Below are 15,928 nucleotides of genomic sequence, written 5' to 3'. Positions count from 1 at the left end.
ATACTTGTCAATATTCATGGTAGATTTTCTTCAATCTTTATTCAAATCATAGCTTGGCCTCTTCTATTTATTATACAACATACAAAATTATACTTTTTTGATATAATTTTTATAAAGTGAAAATAAAATTATTCTTTTGATAACTTGTCTTCACTTTTGCTTATTTAAAAGCCTTTAGACTCATAGAGAGCTATGATAAAGGACTGTTTTAGCTGCGCAAACGATATACAAAAAAAGAGACTGCCTAGTAAGCAGTCTCTTAAGATCCATTATTAATTTACAAATGTCTTTGCGCCAAGGTAAATTGGCTTCCAATAGCTTGAAGTCATATCGCTGATCGTCACACCATCAGAAGCAGCGTGGATAAACTTGTTGTTCCCAAGGTAGACACCCATGTGAGATGGGCCAGATTTATAGGTTGTAAAGAAGACAAAATCTCCAACTTTAGGTGTTGAGACGCTTTTCATTGATCCCCAAAAACCTTCAGTCGTTTGTCTTGAAATCTTTGTTTGTTTGTTAATGATATACCACATAAAACCGCTGCAATCAAAGCCTTTCGGTGTCGTTCCACCCCATTTATATGGTGTACCGTTTTGTGCTTTCGCATCTGCTACGAGTTTAGACGTATTTAAAGAAGAAGTAGCAACTGTTTTTTCTTTGACAGGTGTTGGTTTCACTTTGGACGTCTTTTTCACTTTCAGCTTTTGTCCAATTTTAATCAGATCTGTTTTGAGTTTATTTAACGATTTCAGCTCTTTCACTGTCATTCCATATTTTTTGCCGATTTTAGATAAAGTATCACCTTTGACAACTTTATGAGTGGCTGTCGTTGAAGACGCTTTTACTTTTGTTGTTGTTTTTGATGTTTTCGTTACCTTTTTTGAAGAAGTACCATTCACTTTTAAGGTTTGTCCAACATAAATCGTGTTAGATTTCAGTTTATTGTCTGATTTAATCTTACTCACGGTTGTTTTGTATTTTTTCGCTAGAACAGAAAGAGAGTCACCTTTTTGAACCTTTACTGATTGTGCTGAGGCAGCTCCGGCAAATAATGTCGTCCCAAGTAGAACTGCACTTGCAGCTGTGATCAATTGTTTTTTCATTTGTTCCTCCTGTATGTATCTATCGTGATCCGAATTTTTATCTACTTTCTATTATAAGGATCGAATACCAGAAGAAATAGTCTTGACTTCCTACGACATTATGCTTATTAATTCGGCAAAAAATATTTTTTTTTAGGGTTCTTTTTATTTCATTTTTATTACACAATCATGACAAAACAAATGCATCTTGTCATAGATAAATCATACATTCATTTCTCTTTTTGGTTCATTCTATGTAAAGTGGACCTTTACAATTTTAAAGTGAACTTTACGGTGCTGTCATTTGGAATCCACACTTCTGTTCTACCATTGTAAACGTGAGAGCGATACATAAACAATGAGGAGGCAAAATGAATGAGTGTGTTGAAAAGCTCGAAAACGAAAATAGCTGCAATCGCAGCCGCATCAGTGTTATCGATTGGTATTTTTTCAGGAATTGAATTTGGACAGGCTGACAAAGCTGAGGCTAAAAAGAAACCAAAAAATGACGTACAAAATGTGATCGTGCTCATTGGAGATGGCATGGGAACACCTTACCTTTCAACTTACCGCTCATTTAAACACAACGGTGATCTTTCCAAGCAAACAGCGTTTGACCCTTACCTCACTGGCATGCATAAAACATACCCTGATGATTCTAAAAGTAACATTACTGATTCAGCAGCAGCTGGGACAGCCATGGCAACTGGTCAAAAGACATACAACAACGCCATTGGTGTAAACAAAAATGGCAAAAAACTAAAAACAGTATTAGAAGAAGCAAAACGCAAAGGAAAGTCTACTGGTCTCGTCGTCACATCTGAATTAACCAATGCGACACCTGCTGCGTATGCCGCCCACGATGTTTCTAGAAAAAACACAGCAGCCATTGCTGATGATTTCTTCGATGAGAAAATTGGCAAACAGCATACAGTCGATGTCATGCTTGGCGGAGGACTGATCGATTTTGTCCGCAAAGATCGTGATTTGACGAAAGAATTTCAAAAAGCAGGCTATCGTTACGTAACCAATAAAGCTGACTTACAAAAAAACAAACAGCAAAAATTGTTAGGCATTTTTGCTGACGGTGGTCTCGATAAAGCAATTGATCGTGATAAAACGACCCCTTCATTGCAAGACATGACATCCTCAGCCATCAAACAGCTGTCTAAAAACAAAAAAGGATTTTTCCTCATGGTTGAAGGCAGTCAAATTGACTGGGCTGGACATGACCACGATATTGTCAGTGCGATGAGTGAGATGAAAGATTTTGAAAAAGCATTTGAAGAAGCCATTCGTTTCGCAAAAAAGGATAAAAACACGTTAGTCATCACGACAGCAGATCATTCAACTGGCGGCCTTTCCTTCGGGGCAGACGGATCGGGCAGCTGGGATTATCAGCCTGTCAAAGCAGCAAAAAAGACACCTGATTTCATTGCAAACAAAATTGTAGGGGGTATGAAGGTCGAGACTGCGCTCAAACAATACATCGACCTTGATTTCACAAAAGAGGAAATCGCCTCTATTCAAAAGGCAGCTGAAACAAAAGATCCTGTTCAAATTGATGATGCCATCGAAAAAGTCATCAATACAAGGTCTCATACAGGCTGGACCACATCGGGTCATACAGGGGATGAAGTACCATTTTATGCTTATGGGCCAACAAGCGAACAGCTAAAAGGGCTCATGGAAAATACAGATCAAGCGAAACACATTTTCAAACTGCTGAAAAACCAATAAAGTGCTAATCACAAAAAAAGATGTCTATTCGTAGACATCTTTTTTGATTATTAAGTGAGATACTTCCTATGAACCCCTTTTCCATCGTATGAAAACATCACTTCTTTTCCTTCAAGAACTGACTCGATGTGCACACTTCTTCCCCATAGCTGATACAAATATGGAAGCACCTTTTCTAAGTATTTGAGATCGAGCTCAATGCCTTCATACCAATGTTTAATATAGAGTTCATTGTTTTTTAAATAGTCGCCATCGATGACTGTCAAATACGGAAAGCCGCCATTGACCCTCATGCTGACTAGCTGATCACGGACTGCCTTCCATTCTTTATCAATGACTTTATAGTCTCTCCCCTGCTTTTGAAACAAGTACAAATCTTCCCTCATCACAAGGTCTTTCGTTAAGTAATTTCGAATAAAAGAAATGTCTGATTCAATTTCCCGCACTTCAAACATTTTGCTGCGACCCGACCCTTCCGTCACTCCTGCTTTTTTCAATTCCTCGCATGGATGATCGTAGCGCTCTTCAATATCTTCAAAAATCTTCAGCCCTAAATAGTAAGGATTGATTCCTGTCTTAGATGGCTGCACGACACCTGCATTTAATTTGGCAAATTCAATCGATTCACTTGAATCTAAATCAAGTTCACGCATAATCCGCTGGTGCCAATACGATGCCCAGCCTTCATTCATGATTTTCGTTTCTAGCTGTGGCCAAAAATAGAGCATTTCCTCTCTCAGCATCGTCAGCACATCCCGCTGCCAAGGCTCTAGCTCCCGGGAGTGTGCCTCGATAAAGAGCAAAATATCTTTTTCTGGCTTTGGGGGGAATTGCTTGATCGTTTTCTTTTTCTCACGTGTTTTCGGTTCATCCATTCCCCACAAATCATCATATGGCGTTTGACGTTTTGGTTTGTCCTCTTCATATTCATCTTCATCGTCGAGATTCCAGCTTAATTTTGAACGAACAAGCGACGGATCAATATGCTCCTGCAATGCCAATACAGCATCTAAAAAGGACTCGACTTCTTTTGTACCGTGGATATGTTCATATTCTTTAATTCGCTCTGCTGCCGCTGACATACTTTCCACCATATCTCGTTTTGTGTTTTGGAAACGGCAGTTGTTTTTAAAGAAATCGCAGTGTGCCAGGACATGAGCCACAATTAGTTTATTTTGAACAAGCGAATTGTTATCAAGGAGAAAGGCATAGCAAGGATTTGAATTAATCACCAGCTCATAAATTTTGCTTAATCCTAAATCATAATGAAGCTTCATTTTGTGAAATTGCTTTCCAAAGCTCCAGTGGCTAAATCGTGTTGGCATGCCATATGCACCGAATGTATAAATAACCTCCGCGGGACAGATTTCATACCTCATCGGATAAAAATCCAGACCAAATCCTTCTGCAATTTCTGTAATTTCATCAATGGCTCGTTGTAAAAGACGCTTTTCAGATACGCTCAAGGAAACCATCCCTCCTCATCGGACTTATCCCTACTATATGAGCGTACCTAAAAAAACATGATGTTCAGCCAGTTGTTTAGACGACTTCCATCTCTTTCATGGACTGCCCGCCGAACGCTTCAAAATGGATATTCTCTTCAGGAATGTCCAACGCTTTTAAAATAAGGATCATCTCTTGAGTAAATACTGGGGAACCGCAAACATAAAATTGGCCTTTTCCTTCACCAATGACTGATTGAAGGAAAGGTCGGTCAATCCGCGTAGCCACCTTCTCAACCAGCTCACTCTTTACACTCTTTTCAAATTGTTCGTTACAAAGGATAATACGCCCCTCTGGAGATGAAGTGAGAACGTGTTCATACTCTTGTTCAAAAGCGGTTACATCCTCTAGTCTGTCTGCATGAATCATCGTGAATGGCTGATTGTTATGCGATGCTGTTTTCACTAAACCAATCATTGGTGTGACACCAGAACCGGCACTAATCAAATAAACGGGTTCTTTTGTGTCATCTCGCAAGCAAAACATTCCCTGCGGCATACTGACGTGAAGAACATCGCCTTCTCTCATTTCATCATGCAGGAATGTGGAGACATGCCCATCTCGTTTCACGGTGATGCGATAGTAAGATGGGTGATATTGATCTGATAAACTGTATTGTCTGCTGCATACATAGGCTTCACCCGGCATATCTACCTGCACCGTAATATATTGACCAGCTTCATACATTGGTAGCTCAGATTCATCCTCTGGTACTAAATAAAAGGAAATGAGTGATGGAGATTCTTGTTTCTTTTTCTTCAGAATAAACGGTTTGACATCTGCCCATCCACCAGTTTGTTTCATATTTTCAGCCATCATTTCTGCCTCAATGGTGATGAATATATTCGCAATGATGTCATATGCAGCCTTCCAAGCCAACAATGTGTCATCTTCCTCTGATAACCCAAATACCTCTTTCATTGCTTCAAGAAGGTGATATCCGACGATTGGGTACTGCTCTTTTTTCACCATGACACTGACATGCTTATGGGCAATTTGTTTCACAGCAGGAAGCAAGTCTGCCAAGCGATCAATGTGCAGTGCAGCTTGATAGAGTGTTGCGGCAAGCGCCTCTGGCTGGCTTCCATTCATGAGATTTGTTTTATTAAACTGATTGAGTAGCTCTGGATGCTGTCTGATCATATTTTGATAAAAAACTGTCACAAGTTTTGTTCCCTCAGCTTTTAGAAGAGGGGCTGATTGTTTAATGGCATTCATTTGATCTGTGGATAACATCGTTATTCCTTCTTTCAAAAGATGTATTTTAAATACATCTTTATCGTAATGGAAGACAACATATAAAAGCAATATTTATAATACATGTTTTAAATGTTGTCACATTTAGCACTTTCTCGAACAGTTTTTGTCTAAAATGTGTTACGATGATACAAAACTCTATTAGGTTTAGAGGTCGTCCAAATGAAACTTACGAATTATACAGATTTCTCATTAAGGGTACTCATTTATTTAGCTTCGAGAGAAAACAATGAACTGTCAAATATTCAGCAGATTGCCGATATTTATGGCATTTCGAAAAATCACCTGACAAAGGTAATTTACCATCTAGGAAAACGTGGTTATGTAGAAACGATCCGCGGAAGAAATGGTGGGATTAGGCTGGGGAAAAGCCCAGAAAGCATTAATATTGGTGAGGTTGTCCGCTATACAGAGGATGATTTAGTCATGGTTGAATGCTTTGATCCGAAGAAAAACAGCTGTATTATCTCCCCGATTTGTTCATTAAAGCACGTACTTCATGAAGCACTCACTGCTTATTTACGCGTTCTTGACCAATACACATTAAATGATTTAACACAAAACAAAGATGCTCTAAGAGAGCTTCTGCTCTAAGGCGAAAGAATTTATTTCTTTCGTCTTTTTCTTTACCTCCTTGTAATAATAATTTATTTAAAATTATTATAAATAAATATTGACTATCATGTTTGATTCAATATAATTAGGGTATATAGATTGCTAGAAACCATTTTTTGTTTACAGGAGGAGAAAAAGAATGACAAATTCTAATCATAAAAATTTGACAACGAATCAAGGCGTGCCAGTTGGCGATAATCAAAACTCAAGAACTGCTGGTCACAGGGGGCCTTCATTTCTTGATGATTACCATTTGATTGAAAAACTTGCACACTTTGACCGTGAACGTATTCCAGAGCGTGTCGTTCATGCAAGAGGCGCCGGCGCTTATGGTGTATTTGAAGTAGAAAATAGCATGGAGAAACATACAAGAGCAGCCTTCTTAAGTGAAAAAGGAAAACAAACAGACGTTTTTGTCCGTTTCTCAACGGTTATTCATCCTAAAGGTTCGCCTGAAACATTACGTGACCCTCGCGGCTTCGCTGTCAAATTTTATACAGAAGAAGGCAACTATGATCTAGTTGGGAACAACTTGCCGATCTTCTTTATTCGTGATGCACTCAAATTTCCTGATATGGTTCACTCTCTCAAGCCAGATCCTGTAACAAACATTCAAGATCCAGACCGTTATTGGGATTTTATGACGTTAACACCTGAATCCACTCACATGCTCACATGGCTCTTCTCTGACGAAGGTATTCCTGCGAACTACGCTGAAATGCGCGGTTCTGGTGTTCATACGTTTAGATGGGTAAACAAATACGGAGAAACAAAATATGTGAAATACCACTGGAGACCATCAGAAGGCATTCGCAATTTATCGATGGAAGAAGCTGCAGAAATTCAAGCAAACGACTTCCAGCATGCGACAAGAGACTTGTATGATCGTATTGAAAAAGGAAATTATCCAGCATGGGATCTTTACGTTCAGCTTATGCCGCTCAGTGATTATGATGAACTAGATTATGATCCATGTGATCCGACGAAAACGTGGAGCGAGGAAGATTATCCGCTTCAAAAAGTGGGCCGCATGACACTGAACCGCAATCCAGAAAATTTCTTTGCTGAAACAGAGCAAGCTGCTTTCACGCCAAGTGCCCTAGTACCAGGAATTGAAGCATCTGAAGACAAACTGCTTCAAGGTCGTCTGTTCTCTTATCCTGACACGCAGCGTCACCGCCTAGGTGCAAACTACATGCGCATCCCAGTGAACTGTCCTTATGCGCCTGTACACAATAACCAACAGGATGGCTTTATGACAACAACTCGTCCAAGCGGTCATATTAACTATGAACCAAACCGTTATGACGATCAGCCAAAAGAAAACCCTCACTACAAAGAAAGTGAACCGGTTCTTCACGGTGACCGTATGGTGAGACAAAAAATCGAAAAACCAAACGATTTCAAACAAGCTGGAGAAAAATATCGAAGCTACTCTGAAGAAGAGAAACAAGCATTGATCAAAAACTTGACAGCTGACTTGAAAGACGTAAATGAAAAAACGAAATTACTTGCGATCTGCAACTTCTATCGTGCAGATGAAGATTATGGACAGCGTTTAGCGGATTCACTCGGTGTGGATATTCGCTCATATCTTCAAGGAAGCATGAAATAAATCTTCTTTTCAGCTGGAGCACCTCTTTTTAAAAGAGGTGTTTTTTTATAGCCGAAATACGTTAATACTAATCAAATGACCCGTCACTGGATGAAAATAAATTTCTGCATGTGCTGCAAATCGTGTGGAGCCTTCCTTCACGGTCACACGAAACACATCTTTTGTTTGATCTTCATTCACTTGTGTACGTCCAATGTAATGATAATCGTTTAAAGCGGCGCCTTCATATTCATCTTGCAAGGCAGTATACGCAAGCCTTTCCCAATTCTCTGCCGGCTGCTCGGCTGCTTGTGAAGATGGATGAATCATGAGACTGCCAAATAAAACAATTCCTGCTGCAAAAAGCATCCATAATTTCGGGTGCATGATATCAATATTCTCACTTTCATATCTATTTTGTTTAGGTTTTGCTGGTTGGTTCTTTTTCATACATCAAGCATTTATTCAGCCTATAATTCCCGGTACCCTGTTTATGCAGACACCAACTTTTCCCCTGAAAAAGTCGATCTGATCCGAGCAAACTAAGTAAGACTTCTCAAGGGAAAGGAGAAGGTTTAATGAATGTGGCAGATTATGATAAGGCACTTTATTATACGCATCGCTCGCAATGGGATAATTTACTTATTCTTATGGTCCGTACGCAAGATGATTTGCTCTCGAAACGTATTGAGCATTTCTTACACGCGTATCAATTTAACCGGAACGATGCAGATGTTGAAAAATGTTTATATGGACTCCTACAGTATATCGACCATGCTTCAGAGGCTGCCGTTGCTGAAGCATATGCAGAACCGATGTACACATAAAGGAAAAGGCTGATTTTCTTTCAGATTGTTGACATAGGGCTAGAATGAACTTTATTTTAGCTCTTTGTTTTCTTTTCAGCCTTTTACTAACCGCCTTTCATAAAGAAGAAAAGACTTCATGAGAAATACTCATGAAGTCTTTTGGAATGTCCACCATGACTGTTACAACAGCTCTTTCGGCTGATTTTTTTGATAATCTACCGCATATAGAGCGGCCTGAGTTCGATCTGCCAGCTCTAACTTTGATAACACATGAGACACGTGAGTTTTCACAGTCTTTTCAGAAATAAACAGCGATGAGGCGATTTCTTTGTTACTTTTCCCTTTTGCGATTTCAAATAAGACATCACGTTCTCTATTGGTCAGTTCGTTCATCAATGCCCATTTCTGCTCTTTAGGTTCAGTTAGATGCTGGACAAGAAAAGCTGTAATATGACCATCTAGCTGGTACGTACCATTTTGCACCTCAATCATTGTCGTGAGAAGCTTTTCAGGTGCTACATCTTTGAGCTGATAAGCCTTTGCTCCCGCTTGGATAGCAGGGATCACATAGTCCTTATCTGCATAGCTTGTCAAAATGACAATGCGGACATCCGGCATATCCAGCGTCATTTGCTTTGTAGCCTCAATCCCATTCATTACAGGCATAGAGAGATCCATCAAGACAATGTCAGGCTTTGTCTGCCTCACTACCTGTAGTGCCTCTTCTCCATTGGATGCTTCACCAACGATGTCCACATCTGGCTGGGTTTGCAAGAAAAAGACCAGCCCTTTTCTGACAATGTGATGATCATCTGCAATGACTACCCTCATGACAATCCCTTCCTTTCTTGAGAAAATGGTACTTTCACATCAATCGTCGTTCCCTTACCTAGCTCAGAATTGATGCAAAATGTACCTCCTGCTCTTCGGATACGGTCAGCCATCCCTTTCAGCCCAAATGAAGGAAGACTCATTTGTTCATCATACTGAAATCCCTTTCCCTGATCGATGATTTTCATACCAAACGTATCTCCTGATTGCTCCAGTTTGACCTCTACTTTCTCAACGCCCGCATGCTTTTGGCAATTATTTAGAGCTTCTTGGCATACGCGAAATAAAGTCTCGTGCTTTGAATGATCTATTTCCATACAGCCTGATAAAGACAATGAACAATTTAGACCTAAAAGCTGTGCATACTCTTCAATCGCTGTTGTAAATCCTTTTTCAAGCCCTTTTGGTCTTAACTGCCAGATGAGTGATCGCATTTCAATGAGGGCATCTTGTGATAAATGCTGAATAAAATCAATCATTTCACCTAATTTTTGATCACTTGTCATTTGACGCGCTGCCTTTGCAGTCAAACTCACGGAAAACAGCATTTGATTCACAGAATCATGTAAATCCTGCGCAAGCCGGTTTCGTTCTTCTAAAAGTGCATGCTGCTGCTCATTTTGCACAAGCTTCATGCGCTGAATAGCCGTACCAATTTGCAGTGCAATACTTTCAAGCAGATTCAGCTCCTCCTGTGTAAATGTAACCTTCCCTTTTGCCGCCACATTTAATAAGCCAAACGTACGCTTACATGCTTGGAGCGGAACGGTTGCATGATGGGTAATTCCTTCTGTATCTCCAAGCTTTTGCCCAATCGCCGTTTCAATCCGTTTACAATTGATGATATTGGTAGCTGATTGCAGTGAGCCTTTCGTGTAGCGGTTGATGCAATAGCAATCGTTTTGACACATCAATTGCTTTCGATCCTTTGCTAGCGCTTCAGGTAAGCACACTTCTGCCATTAGTTCATACGATCCGTCTTCTTCTATAAAATAAATCCATGCTGTTTGAAAGCCTGTCACTTCCATAAGCATATGAAGCACTTCATGAAGCGTTTCCTTCATTTCCATCCCTTCATTTAGCTTTTCAGCAATTTCTTTTAACGTTTTTAATGTTTTGACTTTTTCTTGGTAATCTCCCATCGTGTGTACCCCCGGCTTTTACTGCCTCTCTTATCAATATGTTGATTATACCATGAGCATCTGTGCGGCTCTTTCTCAAAAAGGATGATTTTTTCTCATCCTTTTGACTGAGAAAAAGCCATCATGCATGACATGATGGCTTTGTGATATTTTATTTAGCTGTTTCTTCCACAATATCATAGACGACTTTCATGACTTCTTCTGATAAGTGTTTCAGCTTTTCTTCGCTGTCTGTTAACGATGTGCCTTTGACTGCAATATAAAATTTGACTTTAGGCTCCGTACCAGAAGGTCGTAAACAAAACCATGAGCCATCTTCAAGGAAATATTTCAGGACGTTTGATGCCGGCAGATGAATCGTTTCTTCTTTCTTTTCAGCCACAAGGTGTCTTTGACTTGATTGATAATCCTCAATGACCGTAATGCGCTGACCGGCGATAGAAGCTGGCGGGTTTGATCTAAAGGTATGAAGAATAGCAGAAATCTGCTCTGCTCCTACTTTCCCCTTTAAGGTTAATGACTTTAACCCTTCTCTGTAAAATCCAAATTCCTTAAAAATATCAACAAGCGCATCATATAATGACTTCCCTTGTTTCTTATAAAAGGCTGCGACTTCAACTGCTAATAGCGCAGCTTGAACTGCATCTTTATCTCGTGCAAAATCACCGATCAAATAGCCGTAGCTTTCTTCATAGCCGAATTGAAACGTGTATTCTCCGCTTTCTTCAAACTGCTTAATTTTTTCTCCGATAAATTTAAAGCCAGTGAGCGTATCAATCGTGTCAGCTCCAAATGCTGAGGCAACAGCACGCCCAAGCTCACTTGTCACAATCGTTTTCATCACAACGGGGCGAGGCGGCAGCTGACCTAGTTTTTGTTTTTCAGATAATAAATAATGAAGTAGTAAGGCGCCTGTTTGGTTGCCGGTCAAAACGGTAAATTCACCATCATGATTTTTCACAGCTATACCTAATCGATCTGCATCTGGATCTGTCGCAATCAAAATATCAGCATTTTGCTTTTCGCCAAGCTTGATGGCGTATTCAAAAGCGGCATGCTCCTCTGGATTTGGAGACGTAACCGTCGAGAATTGCGGATCTGGTTTTTCCTGTTCAGGTACAACCGTCACATGCTTATAACCAAAGGCCTGAAGTCCGTTTCGGACAGGTTTATTCGCCGTCCCGTGAAGCGGGGTAAACACCACTTTGACATCGACTTCTTTTGCAAGCTCAGGGTGCACACGAATGGTTTTTAATTTTTCCATATACGCTTGATCGATTTCTTCACCAATCATGCGGATCAAACCATTTTGCTTCAATACTTCTTCTGATTCCACTGAAATGGCTAATTCATTTTCGATGGCATCTACTTCTTTAATGACTTGATCTGCTTCAAATGGGGGCATTTGGCCTCCATCTTCTCCATAAACTTTATAGCCATTATATTCTGGCGGATTGTGACTTGCTGTCACAACAATCCCTGCAAAGGCATTCAGTTCTCGAACTGCAAAAGAGAGTTCTGGTGTCGGACGCAGTTCGTCAAATACGTATGTTTGAATGCCATGTGAAGCAAGTGTTTTGGCCGCTTCCATCGCAAATTCAGGAGATTTATGGCGTGAATCATAGGCAATGGCGACGCCTCTTTTTTTTGCATCCTCTCCATGTGCTGCAATATACGCAGCAAGACCAGCAGATGCTTTTCGAACAGTGTAAACATTCATTCGGTTCGTTCCAGCACCAATTTCTCCGCGCATTCCTCCAGTACCAAACTCAAGGTTTTTGTAGAAGCAGTCTTCAAGCGCTTGATGATCATCTTGATGTGCCTCCAGCCATTCCCTTAGTTCAGTATCCAGGTGCTTCTCATTGATCCAACGCTCATAATTCGTATTCCAACTCATGGTCGTCCTCCCAGCTCTTATCATCAATAAAATAACATCTACTGTTATTTTATATGGAATTATCCTTCATGTCATGTTATATCATGAACATATGAAAAAACGATGAACAAAATAAAAAAAGCCGATACACGATCGGCTTTTTACTTATTCAGCATCAAGCGGTACGACTGCTTCATGGAATAGTCGGTCTAATTCAGTTTGATGTTTCTGTTTTGTCGCTTCATCCCAGCCAAAACGATCTGCCATATAGTCAACAACAGGCTGTGCATACGTTTTTGCCCAATTGATATTAAATAATAGGCTGCCTGTTCTTCTCAAGAAGAAATCGACAGGTGTAACAGCCAATTCTTCTTCGATCGCATAGACAAGTTCAGCCAACACATATGCGGGAATGTTTCGTTTGTCTGCTTCCCCTTGAAGCTGCTCTACACGCTTGAAGACATTGCTGACGTTTGAGCCATATTTCTCAGCTAATTTTTGTGCAATCGGTTCTGTCAAACCAACGGATGCTCCTTCTGCCGTTTTCGCTTGAACAAAGGATGCCATATTTTTTGAACCGCCTACATGCCCGCCTGAAATTGGCATATGTTTCGTTTTACATGGTCCGAAATCTTTTCCAGTTTCCTCTTTAAGTCCATCACGTACAAGATTCACAATGTGTTCGGCCATTTTACGGTAACCTGTTAATTTACCGCCAGCAATCGTGATTAAGCCTGAAGATGATGTCCATACCTCATCCTTACGAGAAATTTCTGAAGGATCTTTGCCTTCTTCATGAATGAGTGGACGAAGACCAGCCCAGTTAGATTCAACGTCTTTCTCTGTAATGTTAAGATCTGGGAACATATATTGAATGGCTTTGATCACGTAATCACGATCTGCTTTTGTCATACGCGGATGTTCCAGCTGTTTTTTGTAAACGGTATCTGTTGTTCCCACGTACGTTTTTCCTTCTCTTGGAATCGCAAAGACCATTCGTTTATCAGGTGTGTCAAAGTAGATTGCTTGTTTTAATGGGAAAACAGATTGGTCAAATACTAAGTGAATTCCTTTAGTATGCTGTAAATGTTTCCCCTCTTTTGAGTGGTCCTTGTCTCTTAGCTGATCGACCCATGGACCTGTCGCATTGACGATTTTTTTCGCATATACATCGTATGTTTTCTGTGTTGTGACATCTTCAATGACAACACCGACAACTTTGCCTTTATCATAAATAAATTCTTTTACTTTCGCATAGTTGACCGCTTCTGCCCCGAATTTCACAGCCTCTTTCATGACTTCAATTGTCAGGCGTGCATCATCTGTACGGTATTCAACATAGTAGCCCCCGCCTTTTAAGCCATCCTTTTTCACTAGCGGTTCTTTTGCAAGTGTCTCTTTTGCACTTAGCATACTTCTGCGTTCACTATGCTTAACGCCAGCTAAAAAGTCATATACTCTAAGTCCGATTGAAGTTGAAAACTTACCGAATGTCCCGCCTTTATGCATCGGAAGAAGCATCCATTCTGGCGTTGTCACATGAGGACCGTTTTCGTATACGATGGCACGCTCTTTACCGACCTCTGCGACCATTTTCACTTCAAATTGTTTTAAATAACGAAGTCCGCCGTGTACAAGTTTCGTTGAGCGGCTAGACGTACCTGCTGCGAAGTCCTGCATTTCCGCAAGACCGACACGCATTCCGCGTGAAGCCGCATCAAGTGCTGTACCAGCGCCAGTAATACCCCCACCAATGATAAACACATCATATGGTTTTTTTGTCATGTCCTGAAGCATTTGTTCTCTTTCTAAGCTAGAAAAAGTCATCTCTTGTTCCTCCCATGTTGTACGGTAAAGAAAAAGAGACCGCAAACACCCAAAGCGTATTTCTACACTTCGGTGCTTGCGGTCTCTCCAGTTCTCCAACCGTTCTATTAACTTACTTGAAGTATACCATACTTTTTGTTTATTTGAAAGCTTGAGCTGCTTTTACAGCCTTTTTCCACCCGCTGTATAACGAGTCACGGCTGTCTTCTTCCATTTTAGGTTCAAAGCGCTTGTCAAGGTTCCATTGTTTTGCAATGTCTGAACGGTCGTTCCAGAAGCCAACTGCTATTCCCGCAAGATAGGCCGCGCCGAGTGCCGTCGTTTCATTAATTTCTGGACGTTCTACTGGTACATCGAGCAAATCACTTTGGAAGCCCATTAAGAAATCATTCTTTACAGCCCCGCCATCGACGCGCAATGTTTTAAGTGAGATGTTTGAATCTTTTTCCATCGCATCTAAAACATCTTTCGTTTGATAAGCAAGTGATTCTAACGTTGCACGAACAAAGTGCTCTTTAGAAGTACCGCGTGTTAAACCGAATACAGCGCCTCGGACATCACTATCCCAATATGGTGTGCCTAAACCAACAAATGCTGGTACGACATATACGCCGTCTGTTGACTCAACGCGCTCAGCATAAGCTTCACTGTCTTTTGAGTCTTTAAACATTCTAAGTCCATCACGCAGCCACTGGATCGCTGAGCCAGCAACGAAAATACTTCCTTCTAAAGCATATTCAACTTTGCCGTCAATGCCCCATGCAATAGTCGTTAACAATCCATGATCTGACTTAATTGCTTTTTCCCCTGTATTCATCAACATGAAACATCCTGTACCATATGTGTTCTTCGCCATTCCTTCTTCAAAGCAAGCCTGACCGAATAGCGCAGACTGCTGATCTCCTGCCGCTCCTGCAATCGGAATATTTTTACCGAAGAAGTGATAGTCTGTTGTTTCACCATAAATGTGTGATGATGGTTTGACGTCTGGCAGCATGGAAGCTGGAACACCTAAAATATCAAGTAGTTCTTCATCCCATTTCAGATCGTAAATATTGAACATTAACGTTCTTGATGCATTTGAATAATCTGTCACGTGTGATTGACCGCCAGTCATTTTCCAAATGAGCCATGTATCGATTGTGCCAAACAGCAAGTCACCATTTTCTGCTTTCTCACGAGCACCTTCGACATTGTCTAAAATCCATTTCACTTTAGTACCTGAGAAATAAGCATCAATGAGTAGACCCGTTTTATTTCTAAACGTTTCATCGTGCCCTTGCGCTTTTAGCTCATCACATATACCAGATGTTTGTCGTGACTGCCAAACAATTGCATTGTAAACGGGTGCGCCTGTATGTTTATCCCAAACGACAGCTGTCTCACGCTGGTTCGTAATTCCGATACCGGCGATTTGATCTGCTTCAATTCCTGATTCGATTAAAGCAGTTGAAATAACTGATAGAACAGAGCTCCAAATTTCATTTGCATTGTGTTCTACCCAGCCTGGGTTCGGAAAATATTGATTGAATTCCTTCTGAGCTGTATGGGCAATTTTACCTTCTTGATCAAATAAGATCGCTCTTGAGCTTGTTGTCCCTTGATCTAATGCGAGAATATATTTTTCTTTTGCCATGATGTTTTCCTCC

The 15,928-nt window shown here is 40.6% G+C and carries 13 protein-coding genes; 4 read left to right on the top strand and 9 right to left on the bottom strand.

Going from position 1 to position 15,928, the window contains the following annotated elements:
- Positions 1 to 272 precede the first annotated feature (272 nt).
- Positions 273 to 1,103 carry a C40 family peptidase gene (locus MHH31_RS04770; protein WP_007497097.1) on the bottom strand — a complete coding sequence of 277 codons (831 nt, stop codon included), beginning with the start codon at positions 1,101 to 1,103 and terminating at the stop codon, positions 273 to 275.
- Positions 1,104 to 1,457: 354 nt separating this feature from the next.
- Here MHH31_RS04770 and MHH31_RS04765 point away from each other — a divergent pair, with 354 nt between their 5' ends.
- Entirely contained in the window at positions 1,458 to 2,822 is a 1,365-nt protein-coding gene (locus tag MHH31_RS04765; RefSeq protein ID WP_058337533.1) for an alkaline phosphatase, read from the top strand.
- 50 nt (positions 2,823 to 2,872) lie between these two features.
- On the opposite strand, the gene MHH31_RS04760 is transcribed toward MHH31_RS04765, so the two are convergent.
- Both MHH31_RS04760 and MHH31_RS04755 read right to left on the bottom strand, forming a co-directional pair.
- Positions 2,873 to 4,288 carry a SpoVR family protein gene (locus MHH31_RS04760; protein WP_096881186.1) on the bottom strand — a complete coding sequence of 472 codons (1,416 nt, stop codon included), beginning with the start codon at positions 4,286 to 4,288 and terminating at the stop codon, positions 2,873 to 2,875.
- Between the two features lie 76 nt (positions 4,289 to 4,364).
- The gene (locus tag MHH31_RS04755; RefSeq protein WP_342495341.1) at positions 4,365 to 5,564 is read right to left on the bottom strand and encodes a globin domain-containing protein; all 1,200 of its coding nucleotides are present in this window, start codon (positions 5,562 to 5,564) and stop codon (positions 4,365 to 4,367) included.
- Positions 5,565 to 5,747: 183 nt separating this feature from the next.
- Here MHH31_RS04755 and MHH31_RS04750 point away from each other — a divergent pair, with 183 nt between their 5' ends.
- On the top strand, positions 5,748 to 6,179 hold the full coding sequence (locus MHH31_RS04750; protein ID WP_041507532.1) for an Rrf2 family transcriptional regulator: 432 nt from the start codon (positions 5,748 to 5,750) through the stop codon (positions 6,177 to 6,179).
- 160 nt (positions 6,180 to 6,339) lie between these two features.
- Positions 6,340 to 7,815 (top strand): catalase, encoded by a 1,476-nt coding sequence (locus tag MHH31_RS04745; RefSeq protein ID WP_024719958.1) that lies wholly within the window; start codon positions 6,340 to 6,342, stop codon positions 7,813 to 7,815.
- 45 nt (positions 7,816 to 7,860) lie between these two features.
- Here the strand turns inward: MHH31_RS04745 and MHH31_RS04740 are convergent, their stop codons facing one another.
- The gene (locus tag MHH31_RS04740) at positions 7,861 to 8,244 is read right to left on the bottom strand and encodes a YqzG/YhdC family protein (protein ID WP_058337535.1); all 384 of its coding nucleotides are present in this window, start codon (positions 8,242 to 8,244) and stop codon (positions 7,861 to 7,863) included.
- A gap of 128 nt (positions 8,245 to 8,372) precedes the next feature.
- Here MHH31_RS04740 and MHH31_RS04735 point away from each other — a divergent pair, with 128 nt between their 5' ends.
- On the top strand, positions 8,373 to 8,621 hold the full coding sequence (locus MHH31_RS04735; protein ID WP_008349000.1) for a YhdB family protein: 249 nt from the start codon (positions 8,373 to 8,375) through the stop codon (positions 8,619 to 8,621).
- 162 nt (positions 8,622 to 8,783) lie between these two features.
- Here the strand turns inward: MHH31_RS04735 and MHH31_RS04730 are convergent, their stop codons facing one another.
- The 5 genes from MHH31_RS04730 to glpK form a co-directional block, all read right to left on the bottom strand.
- On the bottom strand, positions 8,784 to 9,434 hold the full coding sequence (locus MHH31_RS04730) for a response regulator transcription factor (protein ID WP_007497084.1): 651 nt from the start codon (positions 9,432 to 9,434) through the stop codon (positions 8,784 to 8,786).
- Positions 9,431 to 10,576 (bottom strand): GAF domain-containing sensor histidine kinase, encoded by a 1,146-nt coding sequence (locus MHH31_RS04725; protein ID WP_058337536.1) that lies wholly within the window; start codon positions 10,574 to 10,576, stop codon positions 9,431 to 9,433. The genes MHH31_RS04730 and MHH31_RS04725 overlap by 4 nt, the downstream gene beginning before the upstream one ends.
- A gap of 151 nt (positions 10,577 to 10,727) precedes the next feature.
- The gene (locus tag MHH31_RS04720; protein WP_024719954.1) at positions 10,728 to 12,473 is read right to left on the bottom strand and encodes a phospho-sugar mutase; all 1,746 of its coding nucleotides are present in this window, start codon (positions 12,471 to 12,473) and stop codon (positions 10,728 to 10,730) included.
- Between the two features lie 144 nt (positions 12,474 to 12,617).
- Entirely contained in the window at positions 12,618 to 14,279 is a 1,662-nt protein-coding gene (gene glpD, locus MHH31_RS04715; RefSeq protein WP_017360355.1) for a glycerol-3-phosphate dehydrogenase, read from the bottom strand.
- Between the two features lie 139 nt (positions 14,280 to 14,418).
- Positions 14,419 to 15,915: a glycerol kinase GlpK gene (gene glpK / locus MHH31_RS04710; protein ID WP_007497075.1), complete on the bottom strand. Its 1,497-nt coding sequence runs from the start codon at positions 15,913 to 15,915 to the stop codon at positions 14,419 to 14,421.
- Between the last annotated feature and the right edge of the window lie 13 nt (positions 15,916 to 15,928).

Source organism: Bacillus sp. FSL K6-1033 (assembly GCF_038630765.1).
GTDB lineage: Bacteria > Bacillota > Bacilli > Bacillales > Bacillaceae > Bacillus > Bacillus altitudinis.
Note: the sequence above shows the minus strand (reverse complement) of the source record. Positions and strands in the feature narration are given on the sequence as shown.

What these genes read in the sequence shown, in the direction of transcription:
- MHH31_RS04770 (WP_007497097.1), bottom strand. Translation starts at nt 1,103, where the DNA reads ATGAAAAAACAATTGATCACAGCTGCAAGTGCAGTTCTACTTGGGACG.
- MHH31_RS04765 (WP_058337533.1), top strand. Translation starts at nt 1,458, where the DNA reads ATGAGTGTGTTGAAAAGCTCGAAAACGAAAATAGCTGCAATCGCAGCC.
- MHH31_RS04755 (WP_342495341.1), bottom strand. Translation starts at nt 5,564, where the DNA reads ATGTTATCCACAGATCAAATGAATGCCATTAAACAATCAGCCCCTCTT.
- MHH31_RS04750 (WP_041507532.1), top strand. Translation starts at nt 5,748, where the DNA reads ATGAAACTTACGAATTATACAGATTTCTCATTAAGGGTACTCATTTAT.
- MHH31_RS04745 (WP_024719958.1), top strand. Translation starts at nt 6,340, where the DNA reads ATGACAAATTCTAATCATAAAAATTTGACAACGAATCAAGGCGTGCCA.
- MHH31_RS04740 (WP_058337535.1), bottom strand. Translation starts at nt 8,244, where the DNA reads ATGAAAAAGAACCAACCAGCAAAACCTAAACAAAATAGATATGAAAGT.
- MHH31_RS04735 (WP_008349000.1), top strand. Translation starts at nt 8,373, where the DNA reads ATGAATGTGGCAGATTATGATAAGGCACTTTATTATACGCATCGCTCG.
- MHH31_RS04730 (WP_007497084.1), bottom strand. Translation starts at nt 9,434, where the DNA reads ATGAGGGTAGTCATTGCAGATGATCATCACATTGTCAGAAAAGGGCTG.
- MHH31_RS04725 (WP_058337536.1), bottom strand. Translation starts at nt 10,576, where the DNA reads ATGGGAGATTACCAAGAAAAAGTCAAAACATTAAAAACGTTAAAAGAA.
- MHH31_RS04720 (WP_024719954.1), bottom strand. Translation starts at nt 12,473, where the DNA reads ATGAGTTGGAATACGAATTATGAGCGTTGGATCAATGAGAAGCACCTG.
- glpD (WP_017360355.1), bottom strand. Translation starts at nt 14,279, where the DNA reads ATGACTTTTTCTAGCTTAGAAAGAGAACAAATGCTTCAGGACATGACA.
- glpK (WP_007497075.1), bottom strand. Translation starts at nt 15,915, where the DNA reads ATGGCAAAAGAAAAATATATTCTCGCATTAGATCAAGGGACAACAAGC.